22 protein-coding genes are annotated in these 23,770 nt (G+C 69.4%); 15 read left to right on the top strand and 7 right to left on the bottom strand.

All coding sequences use genetic code 11. From position 1 onward, the window contains the following. Positions 1-3: 3 nt before the first annotated feature. From cpaB to H1W00_RS00085, 6 genes are read left to right on the top strand one after another with little or no spacing between them, the layout of a single operon-like run. Entirely contained in the window at positions 4-678 is a 675-nt protein-coding gene (cpaB, locus tag H1W00_RS00110; protein ID WP_181752531.1) for a Flp pilus assembly protein CpaB, read from the top strand. Further along, positions 675-1,880 (top strand): CpaE/TadZ family protein, encoded by a 1,206-nt coding sequence (locus tag H1W00_RS00105; protein WP_181752529.1) that lies wholly within the window; start codon positions 675-677, stop codon positions 1,878-1,880. Before cpaB ends, H1W00_RS00105 begins: the two co-directional genes overlap by 4 nt. Next, the gene (locus H1W00_RS00100; protein WP_181752528.1) at positions 1,877-3,238 is read left to right on the top strand and encodes a TadA family conjugal transfer-associated ATPase; all 1,362 of its coding nucleotides are present in this window, start codon (positions 1,877-1,879) and stop codon (positions 3,236-3,238) included. Before H1W00_RS00105 ends, H1W00_RS00100 begins: the two co-directional genes overlap by 4 nt. Next, positions 3,235-4,173, top strand: coding sequence for a type II secretion system F family protein (locus tag H1W00_RS00095; RefSeq protein ID WP_181752526.1), 939 nt, complete (start codon positions 3,235-3,237; stop codon positions 4,171-4,173). Before H1W00_RS00100 ends, H1W00_RS00095 begins: the two co-directional genes overlap by 4 nt. Continuing rightward, positions 4,173-5,057 (top strand): type II secretion system F family protein, encoded by an 885-nt coding sequence (locus H1W00_RS00090; protein WP_181752525.1) that lies wholly within the window; start codon positions 4,173-4,175, stop codon positions 5,055-5,057. The genes H1W00_RS00095 and H1W00_RS00090 overlap by 1 nt, the downstream gene beginning before the upstream one ends. Positions 5,058-5,109: 52 nt before the next feature. Beyond that, positions 5,110-7,389, top strand: coding sequence for a hypothetical protein (locus H1W00_RS00085; RefSeq protein WP_181752523.1), 2,280 nt, complete (start codon positions 5,110-5,112; stop codon positions 7,387-7,389). 67 nt (positions 7,390-7,456) lie between these two features. Here H1W00_RS00085 and H1W00_RS00080 read toward each other — a convergent pair whose 3' ends face one another. Continuing rightward, positions 7,457-8,065, bottom strand: coding sequence for a vitamin K epoxide reductase family protein (locus H1W00_RS00080; RefSeq protein ID WP_181752521.1), 609 nt, complete (start codon positions 8,063-8,065; stop codon positions 7,457-7,459). Positions 8,066-8,192: 127 nt separating this feature from the next. Here H1W00_RS00080 and H1W00_RS00075 point away from each other — a divergent pair, with 127 nt between their 5' ends. Both H1W00_RS00075 and H1W00_RS00070 read left to right on the top strand, forming a co-directional pair. Next, positions 8,193-9,668 carry a flavin-containing monooxygenase gene (locus tag H1W00_RS00075; RefSeq protein ID WP_181752520.1) on the top strand — a complete coding sequence of 492 codons (1,476 nt, stop codon included), beginning with the start codon at positions 8,193-8,195 and terminating at the stop codon, positions 9,666-9,668. Between the two features lie 44 nt (positions 9,669-9,712). After that, positions 9,713-10,741, top strand: a complete 1,029-nt coding sequence (locus H1W00_RS00070; RefSeq protein ID WP_181752518.1) for an NAD(P)/FAD-dependent oxidoreductase — start codon at positions 9,713-9,715, stop codon at positions 10,739-10,741. 100 nt (positions 10,742-10,841) lie between these two features. Here the strand turns inward: H1W00_RS00070 and H1W00_RS00065 are convergent, their stop codons facing one another. Further along, entirely contained in the window at positions 10,842-12,086 is a 1,245-nt protein-coding gene (locus H1W00_RS00065; protein ID WP_181752516.1) for a GDSL-type esterase/lipase family protein, read from the bottom strand. Between the two features lie 99 nt (positions 12,087-12,185). Here H1W00_RS00065 and H1W00_RS00060 point away from each other — a divergent pair, with 99 nt between their 5' ends. Beyond that, positions 12,186-12,734, top strand: coding sequence for a DNA-3-methyladenine glycosylase (locus H1W00_RS00060; RefSeq protein ID WP_181752514.1), 549 nt, complete (start codon positions 12,186-12,188; stop codon positions 12,732-12,734). Positions 12,735-12,751: 17 nt separating this feature from the next. On the opposite strand, the gene H1W00_RS00055 is transcribed toward H1W00_RS00060, so the two are convergent. From H1W00_RS00055 to H1W00_RS00045, 3 genes are all read right to left on the bottom strand, one after another. After that, on the bottom strand, positions 12,752-13,936 hold the full coding sequence (locus tag H1W00_RS00055; RefSeq protein WP_181752512.1) for an SGNH/GDSL hydrolase family protein: 1,185 nt from the start codon (positions 13,934-13,936) through the stop codon (positions 12,752-12,754). A gap of 101 nt (positions 13,937-14,037) precedes the next feature. Then, complete coding sequence (locus H1W00_RS00050) at positions 14,038-14,700, bottom strand: response regulator (RefSeq protein WP_181752510.1); 663 nt, start codon at positions 14,698-14,700, stop codon at positions 14,038-14,040. Then, the gene (locus H1W00_RS00045; RefSeq protein WP_206679937.1) at positions 14,697-16,331 is read right to left on the bottom strand and encodes an ATP-binding protein; all 1,635 of its coding nucleotides are present in this window, start codon (positions 16,329-16,331) and stop codon (positions 14,697-14,699) included. The genes H1W00_RS00050 and H1W00_RS00045 overlap by 4 nt, the downstream gene beginning before the upstream one ends. A 74-nt stretch (positions 16,332-16,405) precedes the next feature. Here H1W00_RS00045 and H1W00_RS00040 point away from each other — a divergent pair, with 74 nt between their 5' ends. From H1W00_RS00040 to H1W00_RS00025, 4 genes are read left to right on the top strand one after another with little or no spacing between them, the layout of a single operon-like run. Next, the gene (locus H1W00_RS00040; RefSeq protein ID WP_181752506.1) at positions 16,406-17,413 is read left to right on the top strand and encodes a Bug family tripartite tricarboxylate transporter substrate binding protein; all 1,008 of its coding nucleotides are present in this window, start codon (positions 16,406-16,408) and stop codon (positions 17,411-17,413) included. Then, on the top strand, positions 17,410-17,919 hold the full coding sequence (locus H1W00_RS00035) for a tripartite tricarboxylate transporter TctB family protein (protein WP_181752504.1): 510 nt from the start codon (positions 17,410-17,412) through the stop codon (positions 17,917-17,919). Before H1W00_RS00040 ends, H1W00_RS00035 begins: the two co-directional genes overlap by 4 nt. Next, positions 17,919-19,448: a tripartite tricarboxylate transporter permease gene (locus tag H1W00_RS00030; protein ID WP_181752502.1), complete on the top strand. Its 1,530-nt coding sequence runs from the start codon at positions 17,919-17,921 to the stop codon at positions 19,446-19,448. Before H1W00_RS00035 ends, H1W00_RS00030 begins: the two co-directional genes overlap by 1 nt. Positions 19,449-19,460: 12 nt before the next feature. After that, a complete protein-coding gene (locus H1W00_RS00025; protein WP_181752500.1) occupies positions 19,461-19,868 on the top strand; it encodes a universal stress protein in 408 nt (135 codons plus the stop codon). Between the two features lie 27 nt (positions 19,869-19,895). On the opposite strand, the gene H1W00_RS00020 is transcribed toward H1W00_RS00025, so the two are convergent. Next, a complete protein-coding gene (locus H1W00_RS00020) occupies positions 19,896-21,008 on the bottom strand; it encodes an acyltransferase (RefSeq protein ID WP_181752498.1) in 1,113 nt (370 codons plus the stop codon). A 125-nt stretch (positions 21,009-21,133) separates the two neighbouring features. Then, complete coding sequence (locus tag H1W00_RS00015; RefSeq protein WP_181752496.1) at positions 21,134-21,826, bottom strand: DsbA family oxidoreductase; 693 nt, start codon at positions 21,824-21,826, stop codon at positions 21,134-21,136. Between the two features lie 31 nt (positions 21,827-21,857). Between H1W00_RS00015 and H1W00_RS00010 the strand changes: the two genes are divergently transcribed. Both H1W00_RS00010 and tyrS read left to right on the top strand, forming a co-directional pair. Further along, entirely contained in the window at positions 21,858-22,238 is a 381-nt protein-coding gene (locus tag H1W00_RS00010; RefSeq protein WP_181752494.1) for a universal stress protein, read from the top strand. 49 nt (positions 22,239-22,287) lie between these two features. Then, complete coding sequence (tyrS, locus tag H1W00_RS00005; RefSeq protein ID WP_181752492.1) at positions 22,288-23,544, top strand: tyrosine--tRNA ligase; 1,257 nt, start codon at positions 22,288-22,290, stop codon at positions 23,542-23,544. The last annotated feature ends 226 nt before the right edge of the window (positions 23,545-23,770 follow it).

Raw genomic sequence — 23,770 nt, 5'->3', positions numbered from 1 at the left:
CACATGAACTCTCGCGTCATCGCCGCCATCGCCGCCGCCGTGCTGGCGATCGTGGGCATCGGTGCCGTCGTCGCGTACGCGGCCAGCGCCAAGAACCGCGCGTTCGAGGGTGCGGAGCTGGTGAAGGTCTACCGGGTGGTCAACGACCTGTCGGCCAACGCGGACTCCGCGACCGTGGGCGACAACGTCGAGCTCGTCAGCCTGCCGAACGCCTCGGTCGCCAAGGGCGCGGTCAGCGACCTGAAGACCATCGAGGGTCTCAAGACCACCGTGCCGCTCGTCCAGGGTGAGCAGCTGTTGGACTCGCGCTTCGCCAAGGAGGGCGCGAAGGCCGCCGCGAAGGCCAACGTGCCTGACGGCCTGCAGGAGATGTCCGTGTCGCTCGATGCGGCCGCCGGTGTCGGCGAGCGCATCGACGAAGGGGTTCGGGTGGGCGTCATCGCCACCGTGGAGCAGGACAAGGACAAGCGCAGTCGCATGATCGCGCAGAACGTCCTGGTCACGAACGTCAAGTCCAACGAGGACAACACCATGGTGGTCACGCTCGCCGTGAACACCTCGCAGGCCACAGAGGTGGCCGCCGCTGCGCAGTTCGGACAGGTTCGCCTGACGGTCCAGAATGACAAGACCAACCGTGACGGTGCCTCGGCCGTGGATGTGGGGACACTCGTCAAGTGAGCATCATCGTCATCACCGAGTCCAGCCCGTTCGCGGGACGGTTGCGCCGCGTCGCCGACCGGCAGGTGGTGGGTCTGCGACCCACCTTCTCCGAGCACGCGCTCAACTCGATGCTGGGCACGATGCGGGCCATCGACCTCGTGGTGATCTGCGAGGACGTTGATGACGAGCAGTCCATGGAGATGGCCGACATCGTCCACGACCACCAGCTCGACGTGCCGGTCGTCCTGGTACGCGAGTCGCCCGAGCCGCTCTCGGCCGAGCAGCGCCAGTTCGGCGTGGTCGAGTCGGTCCCGGCGATCTCCTCCGACCTCGAGATCGAACGCCTGCTCGCCCGGCACGCCGGCGCGACGATGCCCGGCGCCGCCCCCGAGCGAGATCGCCAGCGCGAGGCGCCGGCCGTGCCCGCCGCCCCGGTCGTGAAGATCGACCCCGAGGAGCACCGCGTGGTCGTGGTGCTGTCGCCCAAGGGCGGCGTCGGGAAGACGACCATCTCGACCAACCTCGCCATCGCCCTGTCGCGCCGTGCCCCGCTGGACACCGTGATCGTCGACTTCGACTCGCAGTTCGGCGACGTCGGCAGCGTCCTGAACATCAACGCGCAGCACACGCTGGAGAACGCGTTCACGCAGGACGGCGTCCAGCCGCCGCTCGTGGTCAAGGGCCTGCTCAACGCGTTCGACGAGAAGTTGCTCGTGCTCGCCGCGTCGGAGTCGCCCGCCGCGCTCGAGAAGTTCACGCCCCAGCAGGAGAGCGACCTGCTCCGCCAGCTCTCGAAGGACTACGCCTACGTCGTCATCGACACCGGCTCGGGCCTGACCGACGAGACACTGGCGGCGCTGGAGGTCGCGACCGACGTGATCATGGTGACGACGATGGACGTCTCGAGCGTCAAGGCCCTGCGCCGGGCCGTCGACCTGCTCGACACCATCGACCTGCTGCCGCGGAACCGCCACCTGGTCGTGAACATGACCGAGTCGGGCACCGGCCTCGAGCTCGACGACATCTCGGCCGCGCTGAAAATGCCCGTCGACGTCTCCGTCGCCCGCTCGGTCGACATCGCGCTCTCGGTCAACACCGGCAAGCCGCTGGCCCAGGCGAAGCGCTCGGCCGAGCTCTCCGGCGCGGTCGACGCCATGGTGGCCAAGCTCCGTGGCGAGACCGCTCGCCGCCGGGGCGGACTGTTCAGGAGGGACGAATGAGCATCACCGACCGGCTGCTGGCAGCCGAGAAGCACATCGAGACCGGCAGCCGTCCCACCACCGTCCTGCAGCGCTCCGCGGTGCTCGACGAGCTCAAGCGTCGCTCCGTCGAGTCGCTGTTCCGCCGCATCGGCACCCGCATCAACGACGCCTCGCTCACCGACCTGCAGCTGCGCGACTTCGTCCGCTCCGAGCTCGAGCTCATCCTGCAGGAGGAGCACGTCCAGCTCGGCAGCGCCGAGCGCGCCCAGCTCATGCGCGAGATCGAGGACGACGCGCTCGGCCTCGGTCCGATCCAGCGTCTGCTCGACGACGACGACATCAGCGAGATCATGGTCAACCACCCCTCGCAGATCTTCGTCGAGCGCAAGGGCAAGCTCACGCTCGCCGACGAGTCGTTCAGCTCCGAGGACCAGCTGCGCCGCGTCATCGAGCGCATCGTCGGCAAGGTCGGCCGTCGCATCGACGAGTCGTCCCCGCTGGTCGACGCGCGCCTCACCGACGGATCGCGCGTCAACGCCGTCATCCCGCCGCTCGCGGTGCGCGGCTCCTCGCTGACGATCCGCAAGTTCGCCAAGAAGGCGCTCAGCATCCAGGACCTCATCAACTACGGCTCGATGAGTCCCGACCTGGCCGAGCTGCTCGAGCTGTGCGTCCGCGGCCGCCTCAACATCCTCGTCTCGGGCGGTACCGGCACCGGCAAGACGACGCTGCTGAACGTGCTGTCGTCGTTCATCCCCGAGGACGAGCGCATCGTCACGATCGAGGACGCGATCGAGCTCAAGCTGCAGCAGGCCCACGTCGTGCAGCTCGAGGCGCGCCCGGCCAACATCGAGGGCCGCGGCGAGGTCACGATCCGCGACCTGGTCAAGAACTCGCTGCGTATGCGCCCGGACCGCGTCGTCATCGGCGAGTGCCGCTCGGGCGAGGCGCTCGACATGCTGCAGGCGATGAACACCGGTCACGACGGCTCGATCTCAACCCTGCACGCCAACTCGCCGCGCGACTGCATCGCCCGTCTTGAGACGCTCGTGCTGATGGCCGGCATGGACCTGCCGCTGCGTGCGATCCGCGAGCAGATCGGCTCGGCCGTCGACATGATCGTGCAGATCTCGCGCCTGCGCGACGGCTCGCGTCGCATCACCTACGTCACCGAGCTCACGGGGATCAAGGACGACGAGCCCGTGCTCAACGACCTCTACCGCTTCGACTTCGGTGCCGGCTACGACGAGGACGGACACCCCCGCGGCACGGTCAAGGCCGTCGGCGACGGCGCCCACCTCGTCGACCTGCTCGAGGAGCGCGGCATCCACGTGCCGCCCCATCTGCTCAACGCCCGCAAGGAGTCCGCTTCGTGACCAGTCTGTTGGCGATCGGTGTCGTATTGATCCTTGTGGCCGTGGCTGCGTTCGGCTACGCCATGTTGCAGCCCGACCTGGCGACCCTGCGCTCGGAGCAGATGAAGGCCGAGACCGTCGGCGAAGGGCGTCGCGTCAGCCAGTCCACGCCCGTTTACGACCTCATCGACAAGTTGCTCTCCACCTTCGGGCTGAGGCCATTCTCGGAGGACGAGCTCTCCTTGGCTGGCATCAAGTCCAGTGTGACGTCGGTGGTCGCCACGACCTTGCTGGTCGCCTTCATCGCCTTCGCGGGAGGACTGGCCTTGACGAGTTCCTTCTTCTTCGCGTTCATCCTGCTCCTGGCCGCTCCCTTCCTGGTCAAGATGTACGTCGGTGTGAAGACGTCGAGGCGCCGAGAAAAGTTCGGCCGCCAGATGTCGGAGACGATGACTCAGTTCAGTTCGGCGCTGAAGTCCGGCATGAACGTGCCGAATGCGCTGGGCAGCGTCGCCGCGGAGATGGACGAGCCCATGGGCGAGGAGCTCGCCCGGATCGTGAACGAGACGCGGCTGGGACGTGACCTGATCGACGGCATGAAGGACACGGCCGAGCGCATGCAGAGCGCCGACTTCATGTGGGTGACCGAGGCGGTCGCCATCCAGCGCGAGTCTGGCGGTCGGTTGAGCGAGATCCTCGACCGCGTCACCGAGACGATCTCCCAGCGCAACGAGCTGCGCATGAAGGTCGAGTCTCTCGCGGCGGAGGGCAAGGCGTCCGCGGTCATCCTCATGGGCCTGCCCGTTGGTGTCGGGCTGCTCTTCCTGGTGATCAATCGGGAGTACATGATGCCGTTGTTCAACACCGGCGCCGGCAAGATCTTGATGGTTGTGAGCCTCGTCTTCTACACCCTCGGCGGGATTTGGCTCCGCTCGATCACGAAGGTGAAACTGTAATGCTGCTCATCGGGATAGTGGCGATCTTCGCATCGCTCGGTCTGCTGTTCAAAGCCTTGGGCGTCTTCGGGAAACAGGAGTCAGTCGCCGCTGCTCGGCTTCGTGAACTCACGGAGTCCGAGGTCGTCGTCGCCGGGTCTGCCAAGGATCTGCACCAGGCATCAAAGGGCGGCTTGGGTTACCGGTTGACGCCTCGCGGCATCGTCGACAAGGCGGAACGCAACTACATGTTGGCGGGTCGTCCCGATGGCTCGAGCGTCGCGAAGATCCTCATGCAGAAGGTCATCTTCGGGGCCGTGGGACTTGGCTTGGGCATCATGGTCTACTCCAGCAAAGGCGGGTTGTTGGGCGTGATGATGCTGGTCGGTGCGCCCTTGCTGGGGTATTTCGCGCCCGACATCATCCTCAACGGCAAGGCCGTGCGCCGCCAGGAGGAGATCCAGTACGCGCTGCCTGACCTCCTCGACCAGATCACGATCTCGATCGAGTCCGGTACAAGCTTCGAGAACGCGCTCGCCCGTACCGGCCAGACCGGCAAGGGGCCGCTCGCCGAGGAGATCGTCCGTACGGTTCAGGACATCGGTCTCGGTCTGCCGCGCCGCGAAGCCTACGAATCCCTCGTCGCGCGTACCGACGTGGACGAGCTGCGCAAGTTCGTGCGCTCGATCCTGCAGGGCGAGGAATTCGGCGTACCGGTCTCGGACATCGTCCGTGAGCAGGCCCAGGAGATGCGCGTCGGTCGACGACTGCGCGCGGAGGGCGTAGCCAACCAGATCCCCGTCAAGATGCTGCTGCCCCTCATGGGCACGATCCTGCCGGTGCTTTTCATCATCGTCATCGGTCCCGCCATCATCAGCGCGATCGGGCAGTTCAAGGGTGCGTGATCCGAGCCGAGGTTGCATCGGCATCGGTCGTTCGGAATCAGAGGGGATTTCCATGCGTAAGTTCATCAGTCCGGTCATCGCCGGCACGCTCCTCGGGGGCCTGCTTGCTGCGACGGCCGGAACCGTCGCCCACGCCGAAACCACGGACGCGGCATTGTCGACGGCGCTCGATCTCCCGGCGGGGGTCGCGGTGACGCAAGCTGGCGACGCACGCGCCTTCGGCGTCGAGGCCCGCGTCTTCAACGACTTTCCGCGGCGGTTCGGGAACGGCCAGTACGCCGTCATGTCCACGGGCAAGGCGTCCGACCTGTACAACATGGGCGTTGCGGGCCTCCAGCCGTCGACCAACCTCGATGGGGACGACCGCGTGTCGATGACGTTCAGCGTCGATTCGACGGCTTCCGGATCATGTCTGCTGATGGATGTCGCGATGGGCACCGAGGAGCGGGTGCACACGTACTCCATCGGGACGCCCTCCGACACGATGTCCTTGAAGCTGTCCGACGATGAGAACATGGAGTACGCGCTCAACGCCGGACCGCACTACACCGGGCAGACGGCCGAGGCTCCACGGGATGTCGTCACGCCGACTCCGGCGATGATGACGGTGAACGCGATCCAGTACTGGCACGGGATTGATCAGGAGTTCGAGCGCCAGCCTGACGATCACGCGGCTCCGCTTCTGCCGGCGGTGACTCCCTTCGACCACTTCACGTCGGTTGAGACGTTCGAGGTCCCTGTCAGCGCCGGATCCGACGTCACGTTGTCGATCACGGACGCGAACAACGCGTCGCTGGACTCGGTCGCGTTGGTCGATCGAGTTCGATTGGCCGACAACTGCTCGTCCGACCAATCGGCTGAGACAGGTCTGTTTCCGCAGAATCCGGCCGTCGTTGCGGGCCACCGTGGCGTTCAGAACATCCTCACGGTGGACCTCGTGCCAGGAACGCCTCAGATCGAGCGGTTCGACGCCTCGAACAACGGCTGGTTCCCGAGTGGGGTCGATCTGCGATTCCGCTGGTACCGCTACAAGTCCACCTCGACTCTTTGCAACGATGGCGCGCTGGCCAACTGGGAGGCCATCAATGATGCCGACCGCCAGTCGTTCGCGCCCACGATCAACGAGAAGGGCCGATGCCTGATGGTGCTCGTCACCGGCAAGAAGGATGGGTATCGTCTGGAGACCTTTCCCAGCCCGGCGGATCGCGACTTCACGCCCACGTTGAACATTCAGGATGGCGTCTTCACCAACCTGGCGGTTCCGACCATCTCGGCGCCCCGCACGGACATCCGAGTCAACGACACGCTCACGGCTACCAACGGGTCGTTCACGCCGCGACCGGACTCCTACAGCTATCAGTGGTACGCAGACAAGCTCCCGATCTCGGGTGAGAGCGGTCAGACGTTCAAGGTCACAGCCGCTCAAGCAGGTGAACCCATCAGCGTGCGTGTCACAGCGCGTCGACTCAACTTCGACGACATGTGGATCCAGAGTTCGCAGACCGTGCCGGTCACGAACCTCGACTTCACGTCCACGCCGGTTCCGACCGTCTCCGGCACGGGAGTTCAAGGAAAGCAGCTGACGGCCGTACCTGGCACGTGGACTCCCGTCACTGAAAAGTTCGAGTACGAGTGGTACGCGGACAACGTCCGAATCCCGAGCCAGGTCCGCGCAACGCTCACTCCCACCACGGCAATGATCGGCCAGGAAGTCCACGCGGTCGTGAAAGGCATTAGGAGCGGGTACAACCCGGTCTCCCGTCCCAGCTCGAAGATCATGATCACGGGTGCGAGCTTCACCTCGGGCCGTGTCGTGGTCAGCGGTACGGCGCAGGTGGGTCAACGACTGGTAGCCACAGCCGACGGATGGGCTCCTGCGGCGCCGTCGAAGCGGACCTTCGTGTGGAAGGTCGGTGCCCGCGTCCTCCAGAAGGGTGCGTCGACGAACTTCACCGTCCCCGCCATCGCTGTGGGGAAGCCGGTCCATGTCCAGGTGATCGGCGAGCGGAGTGGCTATGCGCCGATCACGATCACGAGTGGTTCGACCCGCGCGGTCGCGGCCGGCACTATCAGGTCGACGACGCCCCGGATCTCTGGAACGGCGCGGCCTGGAAAGCGCCTGATGGTCTCGGCTCGGTGGACGCCGACGCCGATCTCCTATCGCTACCAGTGGTACGTCGGGTCGAAGAAGATCTCCCGCGCGACCAAGTCGACCTACAAGGTCCCCAAGAAGTACCGGAGCAAGAAGATCCGTGTCCGCGTGACGGCGACGAAGTCGGGCTACCGAACTGTCGCTCGGTACTCCTCCTACAAGAAGATCTCGAAGAAGTAGCACCCACGACGAAGGCCCGGCTGGTTCCCCAGCCGGGCCTTCGTCGTTGTCGATGCGGGGGAGGGGCTCACGCCCAGAGGGTCTCGCCGAACTCGAACCAGATGGTCGCCACGATCGCGATGATCCACAGGGCCGAGATTAGGACCGTCCAGTTCTTGAGGAAGCGGCTGCCGGTGACGCGCGCGGTGACCGCGACGAACATCGGGATCATCATCGCCCAGACCACCATGCACCAGGGGCAGAGCTTGCCGATCTCCCAGATCGCCTGGTACTGCAGCCACGTCACGAAGCCGATGCCGAACAGGGTGCCGAGTCCGAGACCGACCCAGATCCAGCGGGGGAACACGACCCCGGAGGCCAGCAGGACACCCAGCGTGACCACCACGCTGAAGCCCACGACGCCCATGAAGGTGTTCGGGAAGCCGAACGCCTCGGACTGGTCGGACGAGATGACGCTGCTGCAGCTGACGAATGCCGAGATGTCGCAGTTCAGCTCCTTCGCGGTACCGGAGGCCTGGGCCTTCAGCAGCGAGATCTTGTCGTAGGTCAGGATCAGGGACGACCAGAGCGCGATCGCTCCGGAGACGACCAGGAAGATCCCGAGTCCGCGGTCGGAGCGGTGGGCATCGTCTTCGGCGGGTGCCGGCGCTGGAGCGTCGGAGGCAACGGCGGTCATGGTCCAGATCCTAGACGGGCGGCGGTCACCGATCCCGGCGTCGCAGGGACCCGAGCGGTCCAAGGCCGTGACGAGGACCACAAGTGCTGTTAATGTGACATCACCAATGTCACATAGGAGTGTGCAAATGACCGATCACGTCGACGTCCTCATCGTCGGAGCCGGCCTGTCGGGCATCGGCGCGGCGTACCGCCTCCAGGAGCGGGCCCCGGGCCGGACCTACGCCGTCCTCGAGCAGCGCGACGCGATCGGCGGCACGTGGGACCTCTTCCGGTACCCCGGCGTGCGCTCCGACTCCGACATGTACACGCTCAGCTTCCCCTTCGAGCCGTGGACGCACCCCAAGGCCATCGCCGACGGTGACGACATCCGCCACTACCTCGAGACGACCGCCGCCAAGCACGGCATCACCGACCGCATCCGGTTCGGTCGTCGCGTCACGACCGCGGAGTGGTCGAGCGAGGACGCCGTGTGGACCGTCACCAGCACGGTCAAGGACGGCTCCACCGAGGTCGTCACCGCCTCGTTCCTCTACCTGTGCAGCGGCTACTACAGCTACGACGAGGGCTACACGCCCGACTTCCCCGGCCTGGAGGACTTCGAGGGGCAGGTCGTCCACCCCCAGTTCTGGCCCGAGGACCTCGACCACGCCGGCAAGCAGGTCGTCGTGATCGGCTCGGGCGCCACCGCGGTCACGCTGCTGCCGTCGATGGCCAAGGACGCGGCCAAGGTGACGATGCTGCAGCGCACCCCCACCTACGTGCTCAGCCAGCCCGGCAGCGACCCCGTGGCGAACCTCGCCCGCAAGGTGCTGCCCGCCTCGCTCGTGCACAAGGTCGCACGCCTGCGCTACGCGGTGATGACCGTCGGCTTCTACATGTTCTGCCGCGCCTTCCCGAAGGCCTCCCGCTCGATCCTGCTCGGGCTCACGGGCAAGTCCATGCCCGGCGTCGACCGCACCAGCCTCACGCCGCCGTACAAGCCGTGGGACCAGCGGCTGTGCGTCGTCCCCGGGGGCGACCTCTACAAGGCGGTGCGCGACGGCAGCGCCGCGATCGTCACCGACGTGATCACCGAGTTCACCCCGAAGGGCGTCGCCCTCGCCTCGGGCGAGCACCTCGATGCGGACATCGTCGTGACCGCCACCGGCCTCAAGCTCGTGGCCCTGGGTCAGATCGACGTCAGCATCGACGGCGTCAAGGTGGACCCGCACGAGCTCTACACCTACAAGGGCCAGATGTTCAGCGGCGTGCCCAACCTCGCCTGGTGCGTCGGGTACACCAACGCGTCCTGGACGCTGCGTGCCGACCTCACGTGGAAGTACGTCGCCGACTACCTCAACCACCTCGACGCCCACGGCTACGCCTACGGCATCCCCGACCCGGACTCCGACTTCGGGCACGACGCACGGCTGCTCGACCTGTCGTCCGGCTACATCGCACGCGCCGACGAGCTGCTGCCGCGGTCGGGTGCCCGGACGCCGTGGAAGGTGCGCCAGAACTGGTTCCTCGACAGCTGGGACGCGCGGCACACCGACCTCGACGAGGACATGATCTGGGTGCGCCGCGAGGACCTGCCGGCGGCGAAGCCCGAGGTGGCCTGAGCCGTTCGTCGGCCTTTCCCGGAGGTCTCGGCCATGATGGGTCGATGGACGTCATCGTCATCGGCGGTGGGATCTCCGGGGTCGCCATCGCCTACGAGCTGGCCGCCGACCGTGAGGTCCTCGTGCTCGAGGCCGAGAAGTCGCTGGCGGTGCACACCACCGGCCGCTCCGCCGCCACGTGGATCGGCAGCTACGGCCCGCCGGTCGTGCGCGAGCTCACGACGGCGAGCCGCGACTTCCTGGTCGACCCGCCCTTCGACGTTGACGGGCCTGTCGCCTCACCGATGTCGTGCCTGTGGCTCGGCGTCAACGGGCGCGACGCCGACGTGCACCGGCTGGCCGAGGACACGCACGCCCAGCTGATCGACGGTGCCGAGGCCGAACGGCTCTGTCCGGTCCTTCGCCCGGGCGAGATCGCGGTGGCGGCGTGGGACGAGACGGCTCTCGACCTCGACGTGATGGGCCTGCACCACGCGTACGCCCGAGCCTTCCGTGCCCGCGGCGGCACGATCGCCACCTCGTCGCGCGTGGCCTCGGCGCTGCGCGACGGATCGGAGTGGGTCGTCACGACCACCTCCGGGGACGTCTTCCGTGCCGACGTGGTCGTCAACGCGTCCGGCGCCTGGGGCGACGTGGTGGGGGCGCTCTTCGGGGCCGAGCGACTGCGCCTCGAGCCGCGCCGTCGCACGATCTTCCAGTCGTCCACGACGGTCTCGCTCGCGGGCGTGCCCTTCACCGCCGGCATCGACGACGGCTTCTACTTCAAGTCCGAGGGCGGTGCGGTCCTGTGCTCGCCCCAGGACGCCTCGCTGCACGAGCCCGGCGACCCCAAGCCCGACGAGCTGGAGATCGCCCGCGCCATCGAGGCGGTCAACGCCGTCACGACGTTGGGACTGCGCAGCGTGCGCACCGCCTGGGCCGGGCTGCGCACCTTCGCCCCCGACGGCAACCCCGTCGCTCGCTGGGACGCCAAGGCGGAGGGGTACTTCCACTACCTCGGCCAGGCCGGCTACGGCATCCAGATGGCCCCGGCGCTGGCCCAGCTCGCCGCGCCCCTCGTTCGCGCCGCCTGACCTCCGTCTGCCCGACCTCAGGCCACCCACTCCACTTGTGGAGCGGGATCAACGCCGATGTGCTCGAAGTACGTGGATCCCGTTCCAAAAGTGCGCGGGGTCAGCGCAGGCAGCCGGGCCGCGGGGCCCTCAGCATGACCGCGCGCGAGGCCGTCCCGTGGCGCAGCACCACCCGGGCGCTCGCCGCGCCGCGGAACTTCGTCCGCTTCAGGGCCGAGCTGCTGCGCGTCAGCGTGAACGGAGCCCGGGTGTCGCGTGCGATCACGGAGCGACCGAGCCGGAAGGTCGATCCACGGACGAGCCCGTGGCCTCCCGAGATGCGCAGCGTCACCCGACGCGAGGCACGCGGGCCGGAGCACACGGCCCGCAGCCGCAGCGTGCTGACCGCCGCGCCGAGTCGCTGGGCCGAGGTCGGCACCGGCTTCGCCGTCGGAGCCGGCGAAGGGACGGGCTTCGGGCTGGTCACGGGCGGTGCACTCGGCAACGGCTGCGACTCCGCCGGCGGCGCGGGTCGCGCGGCGGTGATGGTCTTCAGCACGTGACCCGCCATCGCCACCATGCCCAGCGCCGAGGGGTGCAGCTGAACACCGTCGCCGTGGGTCTCGAGGCCGCGAATCCACTGCGCCTCGGGCGCGGCGCACGCCGAGTGCTCCTGCCAGCCCGGCAGGTCGCGCATCTCGACGAACGACACGGCTTCCTCGGAGGCCACGCGGCGCAGGGTGTCACTCAACCGGTCGACCAGGCCCTGCACGTAGCGAAGATCGGTCTCGGTGGCGGTGCCGAGCGCCTCGCACGCCGTCGACGGCATCGCCGTCCCGTACCCGACCGTCACGATTCGGGCGAGCGGCGACCGTCGGCGGATCTCGGCGATCAGGCCGCGGTAGACCGGCTCCAGCGCGTCGATCGCGGCGCGGTGCTCCTCGACCGCCGGCTCGGCGCACCCGCTCAGGATGCACACGCCGGCGATGCCCGCGATGTCGATGTCGTTCCCGCCGATCGTGCCGAGGGTGACCAGCGTCGTGGTCGGGCGCAGGGCGTCCAGCTGGGCGGGGTTCATCTCGCCGTAGGTCGACTGGGGAGTCCACAGGTGCTTCGTGGTGGCGGCGCTGCAGCTGGCGTCGGTGAAGGAGGCCGTACCCAGGGCGGAGGCGACCAGGCTCGGGTAGTTCCGGTCGCTGCGGCCGCATCCCGGGTGCACCTGACCCTCGATCCCCGGGCCCGCCACGTAGGAGTCGCCGAGGGCGACGTAGTGCTCACCGGCGGGCCTGGCGGACTCGTCCGCGGCCGCCGGGGTGGCGTGCGCGAGCCCCACCGCCAGCGCGAGAGCGGTGACGGCGGCGAGCATACGATGACGTGACGTGGTCACGAAGTCCTCCCCGAGTGCACTACTGGGAACTCACGTTACCCCTGTGACTGCTGTGAAGAGAGGGAAAGACCGAGAATCATGACCGACGTCACCCAGCGCGCCCGCGACCTGCTGGGTCGCCTGCTCCACGGTCACGGAGTGGTCGCCCGGATCACCGAGGTCGAGGCGTACGGCGGCATCGACGATCCCGCCTCGCACGCGTTCGTCCGGACCCCGCGCTCGGAGATCATGTACGGCCCGCCGTGGCGCCTGTACGTCTACCGGATCCACGGCCACCACGCCGCGAACGTCGTCACGGGCCCGACCGATCGCGCGGCGGCCGTGCTGATCCGTGCCGGCGAGATCGTCGAGGGGATCGACGTGGCGCGCGAGCGTCGCGGACCCGTCGCGGACCAGGCGTTGGCTCGCGGGCCGGGCAACCTCACGAAGGCGCTCGGCATCACGAGCCTGGACCTCGGCACCGACCTGCTCGATCCCGAGCCGGTGTCCCTCGGCGAGCGCGTGGAGACGCCCGAGATCGTCGCCGGTCCCCGGGTCGGGGTGCGACTCAACGCCGACCTCCCGTGGCGCTTCTGGGTGGCGGACGATCCGACCGTCTCGGCGTACCGCCGCCACCCGCGGGCCTGATCGGCCCGCTCCTCAGCTCAGCGCAGGCACTTCGGCCGGCTGGTCCGGACGGACGTCGTGTGGGACACCGTGCCGTGCTTCAGCGTGACCTTGGCGTGCACCGAGCCGCGCAGGTCGCGCAGGGAGCGCGCCGAGCGGGTGAGGGCGAACGGTGCTCGCGTGTCCGCGCCGACGGTCGTATCGCCGATGTGGAAGAGGGCCGCGGTGGCCAGACCCTTCCCGCCGGTGACGCGCAGCGTGACGTCGGACCGTCGCGAAGGGCCGTGGCACACCGCGTGCAGACGCACCGTGTGGGCCGCGGCCGCGACGCGCCAGGCAGATGCCCGGCGGGCCCGCACCAGCGGCTCGATCACCTTGAGCGCCTGGTCGGCCATCTGCTCCATGCCGGCGGTCGAGGGGTGCAGCGGTGCGCCGTCGCCGTAGGGGTTCAGGGCCCGGACCCACTGCTCCTCGGGCGCGGCGCACCCGGAGTGCTCCTGCCAGCCCTCGATGTCGCGCATGTCCACGAAGGCGACGCCCTCGTCGGCCGCGACCTCGCCGATCGTGTCGCTCAGCCGGTCGATCATCGACTGGAGGTACGCAAGGTCGGCGCTCGTGGCGTTGACGAGCGCCGCGCAGGTCTCGCGCGGGACGTAGGTGCCGTAGCCGACGGCCACGATGGTGGCGCGCGGCGAGCGCTCGCGCACGTCCGCGATCAGGCGCTCGTACACGGGCGCGAGGGCGTCGATCGCGTCGTGGAACGGCTGCGTCGGCAGCGTGCTGCACCCCTGGACGAGGCACGTCTGCGCCAGCCCGACCAGTCCGACGTCGTTGCCGCCCATGGTTCCCAGCGTGACGAGGGTGGTCTTGCGGTTCAGTGCGTCGAGCTGCGGCGGGACGGTCTCTCCGCCGATCGTCTGCGGGTTCCAGTAGTGCGTGGTCCGCGCCGCGCTGCAGCTGGCGTCGGTGAACGACTTCGCGCCGATCTCGGCGGCGACCAGGCTGGGGAAGTTGTGGTCGCTGCGCGCACAGCCGCCCGGCTGCTGCGTGGGGATGCCGGGTCCCGCGACGAACGAGTCGCCCAGGGCCACGTAGCGCTCGCCGGAGGAGGGGTGGTGCCACGAGGGGGAGCGGTCGGCCGCCGAGGCGGGCAGGGCGGCCACCAGCCCGGCCGTCAGGGTCAGGACTGCGGCCAGGGCCGCGGGGCGACGAAGGGTTCTCACGGGGGACTCCTCAGGACTACGGATGTGACGCACGTCACGGTGACGCTACCACCGGACGCGGACGTTCGCGGACCCCCGAATTCGGGGGTCAGGGAGGTGCCTCAGCCGAGCAGGTACCGCCGCTCCGGGCGGCCCGCCGCGCCGTACCGGAGCCGAACCGTCGCGTGGCCCGCGTGGACGAAGTGCTCGAGGTAGCGGCGCGCGCTGACCCGGGAGAGCCCGACGAGCTCGGCCGCCTCGGCCGCCGACACCTCGCCGGCGTTCTCGAGCGCCCGGAGCAACGATGCGGCGGTCTCGGTGCTCAGGCCCTTCGGCAGGGGCGAGCCGCCGGGGGTGCTGCCACCGAAGGCGCGGTCGATCGCCGTCTGGTCGGGCTCGGACTCGTTCCGCAGGACCGTGAGCGACCGGGCGACCGCCCTCAGTCGCTCGGCGAGCTCGGGGTACTCGAAGGGCTTCACCAGGTACTGCTGGGCGCCTCCGAGCAGGGCGGCCCGCACCACTTCGGCGTCCCGCTCCGCGGTCACCATGATGACGCCCACGCCGTGGCCCGCCGCGCGCAGCGAGCGCAGCACCTCGATGCCGTCCATGTCGGGCAGGTGCACGTCCAGCAGCACGAGGTCGGGTGAGAGCTCGGCGACGGCGCTCAGCGCCTCGGCACCCGTGCCCGCGGTGCCGACGATCGAGAAGCCCTCGGTGCGCTCCACGAAGCGCTCGTGGATCCGCGCCACCATGAAGTCGTCGTCCACCACGAGGACGCGGATCATGCGGCATCACCGACGCGGGGCAGCCGGACGTGGAACGTCGCACCCGGGCCGCTGCCGTCGAGGGTGGCCGAGCCCCCGCGACGTGTGGCGATGAGGCGCACGAGCGGCAGGCCGATGCCACGTCCTCCGAGGACCTCGGGCTTGGTCGAGTACCCCCGCGAGAAGATCGACGCGGCGATCTCGTCGGGCACGCCGGGTCCGTCGTCGCTCACCACGACCTCGATCGTGCCATCGACGTCGCCCACCCGGACCACGACCTCGCTCCCGGCGCCTCCCCGGCAGGCGTCGAGCGCGTTGTCGACGAGGTTGCCCAGCACGGTGGTGAGGTCGGCGGCCAGATCGGGGTCCAGTGTCGGCAGGCGGGACGACTCGTCGATCCTCAGCCGCAGCCCGGCCTCGCCCGCCTGGCTCGCCTTCGCCGCCAGCAGCGCCGCGACGGCCGGATCCTGCACGGCCTCGCGCAGGCTCGCGTCCAGGACGGCGCGCTCGCGCGTGAGGGTGCCCAGCAGGCTCGCCAGCTCGTCGTACTCGCCGAGCTCGACGAGGCCCGAGATCGTGTGCAGCCGGTTGGCGAACTCATGGGTCTGCGCGCGGAGGGCGTCGCTGATCGAGAGGTTGGAGCTGAGCTGCTGCTCGACCTCGACCACGTCGGTGCGGTCGCGCATCGTCGTGACGCTGCCGATGCCGAGGCCGCGGCTCGAGGCGGCCCGGCGGTTCACCACGAGCACCCGGTCGCCGGTGAGCACCACAGCGTCCCGGGCCTCGGCGTCGCCCGCGATCAGGGCCGTCAGCTCCGGATCGAGCCCCACGGTGCTGATCGGTCGCCCGACGGGATCGTCCGAGACGCCCAGCAGCCTCCGGGCTGCGTCGTTCATGACGGTCACCGTGCCGGCGTTGTCCACCGCCACCACGCCCTCGCGGATGCTGTGGAGCAGGGCGTACCGGTGGTCCGCGAGCGTCGCGATCTCCTCGCCACCCAGTCCGCGGGTCCGCCGCTTGAGCAGGTGCGCCACGGCCCACGTGCCCAGCCCGCCCAGGAGCGCGCCGAGGCCGAGGTACAGAGCGAGGTCGCTCGACGAGTCGACCACGCGGTCCCACCACGAGGGGTACGACTGCTCGGCGACGGCGATCCCCACGAGCGTGCCGTCGTCGGCGAGCACCGGAGCGTGCGCGGTGACGTACCGACCGCCGTCCCGGACGACGTCGCCGCTCCATCCGCGGCCTTCGCGCACGCGACTCTCCCCGAGGTCGACGGTGGTCCCCACGCGCGACGGCTCGGCCGCGGCGATCACGACGCCGTCCGGGTCGGTGACCAGCACGTCGGTGGCTCCCGACAGGGCCACGGCCCGCTCCACGAAGGGCGCCAGCGTTCGGGTCGCCGTCGTGTCGTCGACCCCGGTGCGCACGACCTCCCCGCCGGCGAGGTACTCCGCCACCGATCGCATCGCGCTGCCGCGCTCGTCGGTGAAGGCGGCCGTGCTCTGGCGGAAGGAGATGACCGCGACGACGAGCAGCACGCCGGCGACGACCGCCAGCTGCAGCAGCAGGACCTGCCCCGCGAGCGTCAGCCGCCGCCCGCTCGACGGGCCGTCGCCCGGCAGCACGCCCTTGCGCTTGACCACAATGACCACAATCTCCTTTGGTTCCGCAATCGTGACCCACGCCACATCCGGACGCATGATCAGGGGGACGACGAGGAGTATCCATGACCACGTGGGCAAGGAACGACCACCGCCGCCGCAGTCTCGGGATCGGGATCGTGGCGGCGTTGGTGCTGGCGATGCTGGCCGGGTGCGGCGTGACGCGGGCCGAGGACGACGATCCCGCGAATCGGCGACTGCGCATGATGATCCCGAACAGCCCCGGCGGCGGCTACGACCTGACCGGCCGGGCCGGGGTCCGGGCGATGGAGGAGAACGAGCTCACCGGACGCTTCGAGGTCACCAACGTCATCGGCGCCGGCGGCACGGTCGCGATGCAACGGCTCATGAACGAGCGCGGTGCCGACGACCTGATGATGACGATGGGCCTGGGCGTGGTCGGCTCGGTCTTCACGAACGGCTCCGACGCCACGGTCGACAAGGCCACGCCCATCGCGCAGCTGGTCTCCGAGCCCGAGGGCATCCTCGTCCCCGAGGACTCCCCGTTCGAGAACGTCCAGGACTTCGTGGACGCCTGGAAGAAGGACCCGGGCAGCGTGACGATCGGAGGCGGCTCGTCGCCCGGCGGCCCCGACCACCTGTTCCCGATGCAGCTCGCGCAGGAGCTCGGCATCGACGCGAGGGACGTCAACTACATCACCTACGACGGTGGCGGACCCCTGACGACGGCCCTGCTCGGCTCCAAGATCGAGGTCGGCATGTCCGGCCTGGGCGAGTTCGAGGGCCAGATCGACGACGGTTCGCTGCGCGTTCTCGCGGTCTCGGGCGAGGAGCGGCTCGACACCGTCGACGCGCCCACGCTCATGGAGGAGGGCGTCGACTTCAGCTTCATCAACTGGCGCGGCGTGCTGGCCCCGCCGGGCATCTCAGACGCCACGCGCGACGAGTACATCGAGCTGTTGACGCAGATGCACGACACGCCCGAGTGGCGCGAGGCGCTGGAGCGCAACGGCTGGATCGACGACTTCACCACCGGCGACGAGTTCGGCACCTTCCTGGAGGAGCAGAACGAGCGCGTCGCCTCGACCCTCGAGGAGCTGGGACTCGCATGAACACCACCGGCACCACGCCGTCACGCACGGTGGACACCCCGCAGTACGGACTGGCCGCCTTCGTGGCCATCGTCGGGATCGTCGTGCTGGTCGACGGCCTCGGCCTCGACCCCGGCTTCGCCGACCAGCCGGTCCAGCCCTACGCCTTCTCCTACGCGATCGGCTCCGTCCTGGTCGTCCTCGGCATCCTGCTGGCCGTCGCCACCTGGCGCGGTGACGTCGCCCAGCCCGAGGAGGGCGAGGACGTCGACCTGAGCGGAGGCATGGACTGGCCCACGCTGCTGCAGCTCGTCGCCGTGATCGTGGTCGTCGTGGCCCTGATCAACTGGCTCGGCTGGGCGATCATGGGCGCGTTCCTGTTCGCGGCGTCGGCCCGGATCCTCGGCAGCCGCCGGCTCCTGCTCGACATCGGCGTGGGCGTGATCTTGTCGCTCGTGACCTGGTACGGCTTCTACGTCGGCCTCGGGATCCCGATCCCGGCCGGCGTCCTGGACGGGGTGCTCTGATGGAACTGCTCCTGGACGGCTTCGCCAACGCCCTCACGCCCGAGAACCTCATGTACGCCGTCATCGGCGTGCTGCTGGGCACGGCCGTGGGCGTGCTGCCGGGCATCGGCCCGGCCATGACGGTGGCCCTGCTGCTGCCGATCACCTACAACGTCGAGCCCGCCGGCGCGCTCATCATGTTCGCCGGGATCTACTACGGCGGGATGTACGGCGGCTCCACGACGTCGATCCTGCTGAACACCCCGGGTGAGTCCTCGTCGGTCGTCACGGCCCTCGAGGGCAACAAGATGGCCAAGGGCGGACGCGCGGCCCAGGCCCTGGCCACCGCGGCGATCGGCTCGTTCGTCGCCGGCACGATCGGCTCGGTCCTGCTCGTCCTGCTGATGCCGCGCATCGCCGACATCGTGGTCGAGCTCGGTGCGCCGTCGTACTTCGCGATCATGCTGTTCGCGCTCTTCACCGTCACGGCGGTCCTGGGCTCGTCGAAGCTGCGCGGGTTCATCTCGCTCTTCCTCGGCCTGACGCTCGCCCTGGTCGGCTCGCAGACCGGCCAGGCACGGATGACCTTCGGCCGCCCCGAGCTGGCCGACGGCATCGACGTCGTGGTGGTCGCGGTCGCGATCTTCGCGATCGGCGAGGCGCTCTGGGTCTCCGCGCACCTGCGCCGCCGCCCGCTGGAGATCATCCCTGTCGGGCAGCCCTGGATGAGCAAGGCCGACTGGGGCCGGTCGTGGAAGCCGTGGCTGCGCGGTACGGCCTACGGGTTCCCGTTCGGCGCCCTCCCCGCGGGCGGCGCCGAGGTCCCCACCTTCCTGTCCTACGTCACGGAGCGACGCTTCACGAAGCACCCCGAGGAGTTCGGCAAGGGCGCGATCGAGGGCGTGGCCGGACCCGAGGCGGCCAACAACGCCTCCGCCGCCGGCACCCTCGTGCCGCTGCTGGCGATCGGCCTGCCGACCACGGCGACGGCGGCGGTCATGCTGCTGGCGATCCAGAGCTACGGCATCCAGCCGGGTCCGCAGCTGATGGACACCGAGCCCGAGCTCGTCTGGGCCCTGCTGGCCAGCCTGTTCATCGCCAACGTGCTGCTGCTCGTCCTCAACCTGCCGCTGGCCCCGGTCTGGGCGAAGCTGCTGCGGATCCCGAGGCCGTACCTGTACGCGGGCATCCTGTTCTTCGCCGGGCTCGGCGCCTACAGCGTCAACTTCCAGGCCTTCGACCTGGCCCTCCTGCTGGTGCTGGGCCTGCTCGGCTTCGCGATGCGGCGCTTCGGGCTGCCGGTCCTGCCGCTCATCATCGGCGTGATCCTCGGACCGCGCCTCGAGGAGCAGCTGACCACCGCGCTGGCCATCTCGCAGGGCGATGTGAGCACCCTGTGGAGCGAGCCGGTCGCCGTCCTGGTCTACGTCCTGATGGCCGCGATCGGGATCGTGATGGCCGTCATGGCATGGCGCCGGCGCGGTCAGGAGCCCGACGAGATCGACCGCGTCCTCGACCGGGCCGCGGCCACCGACACGCACGACATCTGAGAGGACGGCGACATGACGATCGTGGTGGCCTACAGCCCCGACAGGTACGGACGGGCGGCGCTGGCCCACGGAGCCGCCGAGGCGACGCTGCGCGGCGAGCACCTGCTCGTCGTCAACGACACGCGCGGCGACGCCCTCGTGGACGACCGGTTCGCCCACGAGGAGGAGGTCGCACGGGTCAGGGGCCGGCTGGAGACCCTCGGACTCACCGCGGAGGTCCGGCAGGAGGTGGTGCGCGACGTCGCCGAGGGCGTCGTCAAGGCGGCCACCGAGACCGGCGCGAGCCTCATCGTGGTCGGCGTCCGGCATCGCAGCCCGGTGGGCAAGGCGCTGCTGGGCAGCGTCGCGCAGCGCGTGATCCTCGACGCGACGTGCCCGGTCCTGGCGGTCAAGCCGGACGAGGAGTCCGACGGCATCTGACCGTCCGGCCGGACTCCGACCGGGTCGTCAGATCCAGCGGCGCAACGGCTTGATGAAGTCCAGCGCCCAGGCGACCAGCACCGAGAGCGCCACCGTGGCGACGTAGATCAGCGGCAGCCCCACCACCGGCCGGTCCTCCACGAGCGGGCCGAGCTCGGTGGTGTACCGCAGCGTGTGCAGGACCAGCACGTGGACGAGGTAGATGCGGAAGCTGAGCTCGGAGAGCCGCTTCACCAGTGGCCACGCCGGGCCGGGACCCCAGCTGCGCGTGGCGAAGAACGCGAAGACGCCCACCGAGTACATCAGCACGGGCGGCTTGAGGTTGTCGTACGCCGCGTAGACGTCGGGGTCCCCGTGGCTGGCCGCCTGCCAGACCCCCACGAAGGTCCAGACGAGCCCCACGGCGGCGATGGCGAGCCAGGCGAGCGACGGCACGCGCAGCCGGTCGCGATAGTGGCTCAGCACGAAGCCGAGGACGAAGAGCCCGATGTAGCCGGTCGGCAGGGCGGCGAGCGGCGCGGGGTAGGCCGCCGGGAACCGGTCCTCGAACAGCCACGTGCCCCACCGCGGCAGGAGGTCGGCGATGAACCACAGCACGAGGAACCATGCCAGCAGCCGGAGTCGCTGGGGTTCGGGACGGTCCGTCAGCGCGCGCAGCAGCGGCACCGTCAGGTAGATCCCGAGCAGGACGTAGACGAACCACAGGTGGTAGACCGCAGGGCCCGACACCAGCGCCCGGACGAGGTCGCCGAGTCCGAGCTCGGCCGGGTCGCTGAGGCCGCCCTTGACCCCACGCAGCTCCTGCTGGCGGAACAGCGCGTTCGCGACGGCGTAGATCATTATCCAGGTCAGCGTCGGCAGCGCCACGCGCAGGAACTGCGGGCGCAGCACGAAGCGCCGCACGGGGTCCAGGAGCAGGGCTCCGGAGGTCATGAAGAAGCAGTTGACGGCGAAGCGACCGAGCGAGTTGGCGGCGTTGCCGACGTTGAAGGCCGAGACCAGCTCGGGCACGGAGTCGCGCCAGAGGACGACCGGGATGACCCCGGTGTGCAGGAGGATGACGCCGAACGTCGCCAGGACGCGCAGGTGGTCCAGCTCGTACCGGCGCGCGGTGGTGGTCGTGCTCGCCGTGGTGCTCATGGCGGCACCTTAGATGCCGTCCGGCTCCTGCTCCTCGTCCGCCCCGGCCGCGGCGGGCTCGATCGCGCAGACGCCGTCCACGCAGGTGGGCGCGTCCTCGTCGCCGACGATCTCGAACGGGCCGGTCATGCCGACGCCTCCGTCGCGACGCGGTCGAGCACCTCGCGGAAGGTCTCGGGAGCCTGGGCGCCGGACACGCCGAGGCGTCCGTCGAACACGAAGAACGGGACGCCGTTGATGCCGTAGGCGCGGGCCTGCGCGATGTCCGCGTCGACGTCCGTCGCATACGTCCCGGACTCGAGCGCCTCACGGAGGGCGGTCCCGTCGAGGCCCACCTCCGAGCCGAGGGCGACCAGCTCGTCGACCCGACCGACGTGGCGGCCCTGCTCGAAGTACGCCGAGAGCAGGCGCTCCTTGAGCTCACCCTGGAGGCCGTGGGACTTCGCGAAGTGGAGCGCCTGGTGCGCCAGCAGGGTCTTGGTGTGCCGCAGCGCGTCGAAGTCGTAGGACAGGCCCTCGTCGGCGGCGAGCGCCTTCATCTGGCCCAGCATCTGCTCGACCTGCGCCGGGTCCATGCCCTTGTGGTGGGCCAGGAAGTCGACCTCGCTGCCCTCGAAGTCCACGGGGGTGTCGGGCGCCAGCTCGAAGCTGTGGAACTCGACCTCGACGTCACCGTCCCACTCGGCCACGGCGCGCTCGAAGCGGCGCTTGCCGACGAAGCACCAGGGGCAGGCGATGTCGGACCAGATGTCGACCTTGACGGGACGGGCAGCGTTGTCGTTCACGTCGGTGACAACGCCCACGGGCCGTCCGGTCATTCCCGGCGTCCCTGCGCGATACGCTCGGAGCATGACCATCGCCGTCGCTTACCGACCCGACGACTATGGGCGCGCCGCGGTGCGCTGGGCAGCGGCCGAGGCCGAGGCGAACAAGGAGAAGCTCGTCCTGATCACGGTCAGCGAGATCGACCCGGAGTTCGACCCGCCCGAGGAGATCGACCTCTCGGAGTTCACCGAGCGCTTCGACCTCGACGGGCTCGACTACGAGATCAGACGGGCAGCGTCGCTGTCGGTCTCCGACGTCGTCATCGACGAGGCGGTCGACGCCGGCGCCGAGCGCCTCGTGATCGGCATCCGCAAGCGCACGCCCGTCGGCAAGATGCTCATGGGTCGCGTCACCCAGATGATCCTCCTCGACGCGCCGATGCCCGTCATCGCCGTCAAGCCCTGACGGGAGACGGGCCCGCAGGCCGGTCGTCGAGGCTCGATAGCCTCGGGCCATGACCGACCACGTGATCGACGACCTCCAGGCGCGCGGCCTGATCGCGCACTCCACCGACCTCGACGCCCTCCGCGCCGAGATCGACGAGGGGCCGATCACGTACTACGTCGGCTTCGATCCGACCGCCCCGAGCCTGCACGTCGGCAACCTGCTCCAGCTGCTCACCGCGCGACGACTCCAGCTGGCCGGACACCGCCCGCTGATCCTCGTGGGCGGCTCTACCGGCCTGATCGGCGACCCGAAGGAGTCGGGGGAGCGGGTCATGAACTCCAAGGAGACCGTGGCCGAGTGGGTGGAGCGCATCCGCGACCAGGTCTCCCGCTTCGTCGAGTTCGGCGGTGACGACGGCGCCACCGTGGTCAACAACCTCGACTGGACCCAGCCCATGTCGGTGGTCGACTTCCTGCGCGACATCGGCAAGCACTTCCCGGTCAACCGGATGCTGGCCCGCGACGTGGTCGCCAGCCGGCTCGAGGCGGGAATCAGCTACGCCGAGTTCAGCTACGTCCTCCTGCAGTCGATGGACTACCTCGAGCTCTTCCGTCGGCACGGGGCGGTGCTCCAGACCGGTGGCAGCGACCAGTGGGGCAACCTCACCGGCGGGGTCGAGCTGATCCGGCGCGCCGAGGGTGCGAAGGTCCACGCCCTCGCGACGCCGCTCATCACGAAGGCCGACGGCACCAAGTTCGGCAAGACCGAGAGCGGCACGATCTGGCTCGATCCCGAGCTGATGAGCCCGTACGCCTTCTACCAGTCCTGGATCCAGGCCGAGGACTCCAAGGTGGGGGAGTACCTCAAGCAGTTCACGTTCCTGCCGGTCGAGGAGGTGGAGGCGCTGATGGCCGAGCACGACGAGCGGCCCGGTGCCCGCGCGGCCCAGCGCCGGCTCGCCGCCGAGCTGACCACCCTCGTGCACGGTGAGGCGGAGACGAAGGCGGCCGAGCTCGCCTCGGGTGCGCTGTTCGGGCGTGGGGAGCTCGGCGACCTTCCCGAGTCCACGCTGGGGGCTGCACTGCGGGAGGCGGGCGCCGTGGAGGTTCCCCGTGGCACGACCCTCGTCGATGCGTTGATCTCCTCCGGCCTGGCCGACTCGAAGTCCGCGGCACGGCGTGCGATCGGCGATGGCGGCGCGTACGTCAACAACGAGCGTGCGGACGACCCGGACCTCGTGCTCGAGGACGGCCACCAGCTGCCTGGTGGGTGGGTCGTCCTGCGCAAGGGCAAGCGATCGGTGTCCGGCGTCCGCGTCGTCTGAGGGCCGGCGAGCCGCCCTCCGCGTGAAAATCCTTGGAATTGCAGGTGTGACCCAGGCGACGCGGGGGGCGGTTTGCATCCTCGGGAAACGTGCGTGTAATGTTCTTCTTGTTGCGCCGAACAGCGCAGCGGAGCGCAGACCGAAGCGGTTAACGCCAGGAACTTCCTCTGGGAGGTCCGGAAACTGGCCGCGGGAAAACGTAGCGCGCATCGTGACCGACCCGGGT

The organism is Aeromicrobium phoceense (assembly GCF_013868155.1).
Taxonomy (GTDB): Bacteria; Actinomycetota; Actinomycetes; order Propionibacteriales; family Nocardioidaceae; genus Aeromicrobium; species Aeromicrobium phoceense.
The sequence above is the reverse complement of the archived record's forward strand: the minus strand, read 5'-3'. Positions and strand labels throughout refer to the sequence as shown.

Excerpts from the sequence above, each read along its gene's own strand:
- cpaB (WP_181752531.1), top strand. The coding sequence starts at position 4 with ATGAACTCTCGCGTCATCGCCGCCATCGCCGCCGCCGTGCTGGCGATC.
- H1W00_RS00100 (WP_181752528.1), top strand. The coding sequence starts at position 1,877 with ATGAGCATCACCGACCGGCTGCTGGCAGCCGAGAAGCACATCGAGACC.
- H1W00_RS00090 (WP_181752525.1), top strand. The coding sequence starts at position 4,173 with ATGCTGCTCATCGGGATAGTGGCGATCTTCGCATCGCTCGGTCTGCTG.
- H1W00_RS00085 (WP_181752523.1), top strand. The coding sequence starts at position 5,110 with ATGCGTAAGTTCATCAGTCCGGTCATCGCCGGCACGCTCCTCGGGGGC.
- H1W00_RS00080 (WP_181752521.1), bottom strand. The coding sequence starts at position 8,065 with ATGACCGCCGTTGCCTCCGACGCTCCAGCGCCGGCACCCGCCGAAGAC.
- H1W00_RS00075 (WP_181752520.1), top strand. The coding sequence starts at position 8,193 with ATGACCGATCACGTCGACGTCCTCATCGTCGGAGCCGGCCTGTCGGGC.
- H1W00_RS00070 (WP_181752518.1), top strand. The coding sequence starts at position 9,713 with ATGGACGTCATCGTCATCGGCGGTGGGATCTCCGGGGTCGCCATCGCC.
- H1W00_RS00065 (WP_181752516.1), bottom strand. The coding sequence starts at position 12,086 with ATGCTCGCCGCCGTCACCGCTCTCGCGCTGGCGGTGGGGCTCGCGCAC.
- H1W00_RS00060 (WP_181752514.1), top strand. The coding sequence starts at position 12,186 with ATGACCGACGTCACCCAGCGCGCCCGCGACCTGCTGGGTCGCCTGCTC.
- H1W00_RS00050 (WP_181752510.1), bottom strand. The coding sequence starts at position 14,700 with ATGATCCGCGTCCTCGTGGTGGACGACGACTTCATGGTGGCGCGGATC.
- H1W00_RS00040 (WP_181752506.1), top strand. The coding sequence starts at position 16,406 with ATGACCACGTGGGCAAGGAACGACCACCGCCGCCGCAGTCTCGGGATC.
- H1W00_RS00035 (WP_181752504.1), top strand. The coding sequence starts at position 17,410 with ATGAACACCACCGGCACCACGCCGTCACGCACGGTGGACACCCCGCAG.
- H1W00_RS00030 (WP_181752502.1), top strand. The coding sequence starts at position 17,919 with ATGGAACTGCTCCTGGACGGCTTCGCCAACGCCCTCACGCCCGAGAAC.
- H1W00_RS00025 (WP_181752500.1), top strand. The coding sequence starts at position 19,461 with ATGACGATCGTGGTGGCCTACAGCCCCGACAGGTACGGACGGGCGGCG.
- H1W00_RS00020 (WP_181752498.1), bottom strand. The coding sequence starts at position 21,008 with ATGAGCACCACGGCGAGCACGACCACCACCGCGCGCCGGTACGAGCTG.
- H1W00_RS00015 (WP_181752496.1), bottom strand. The coding sequence starts at position 21,826 with ATGACCGGACGGCCCGTGGGCGTTGTCACCGACGTGAACGACAACGCT.
- H1W00_RS00010 (WP_181752494.1), top strand. The coding sequence starts at position 21,858 with ATGACCATCGCCGTCGCTTACCGACCCGACGACTATGGGCGCGCCGCG.
- tyrS (WP_181752492.1), top strand. The coding sequence starts at position 22,288 with ATGACCGACCACGTGATCGACGACCTCCAGGCGCGCGGCCTGATCGCG.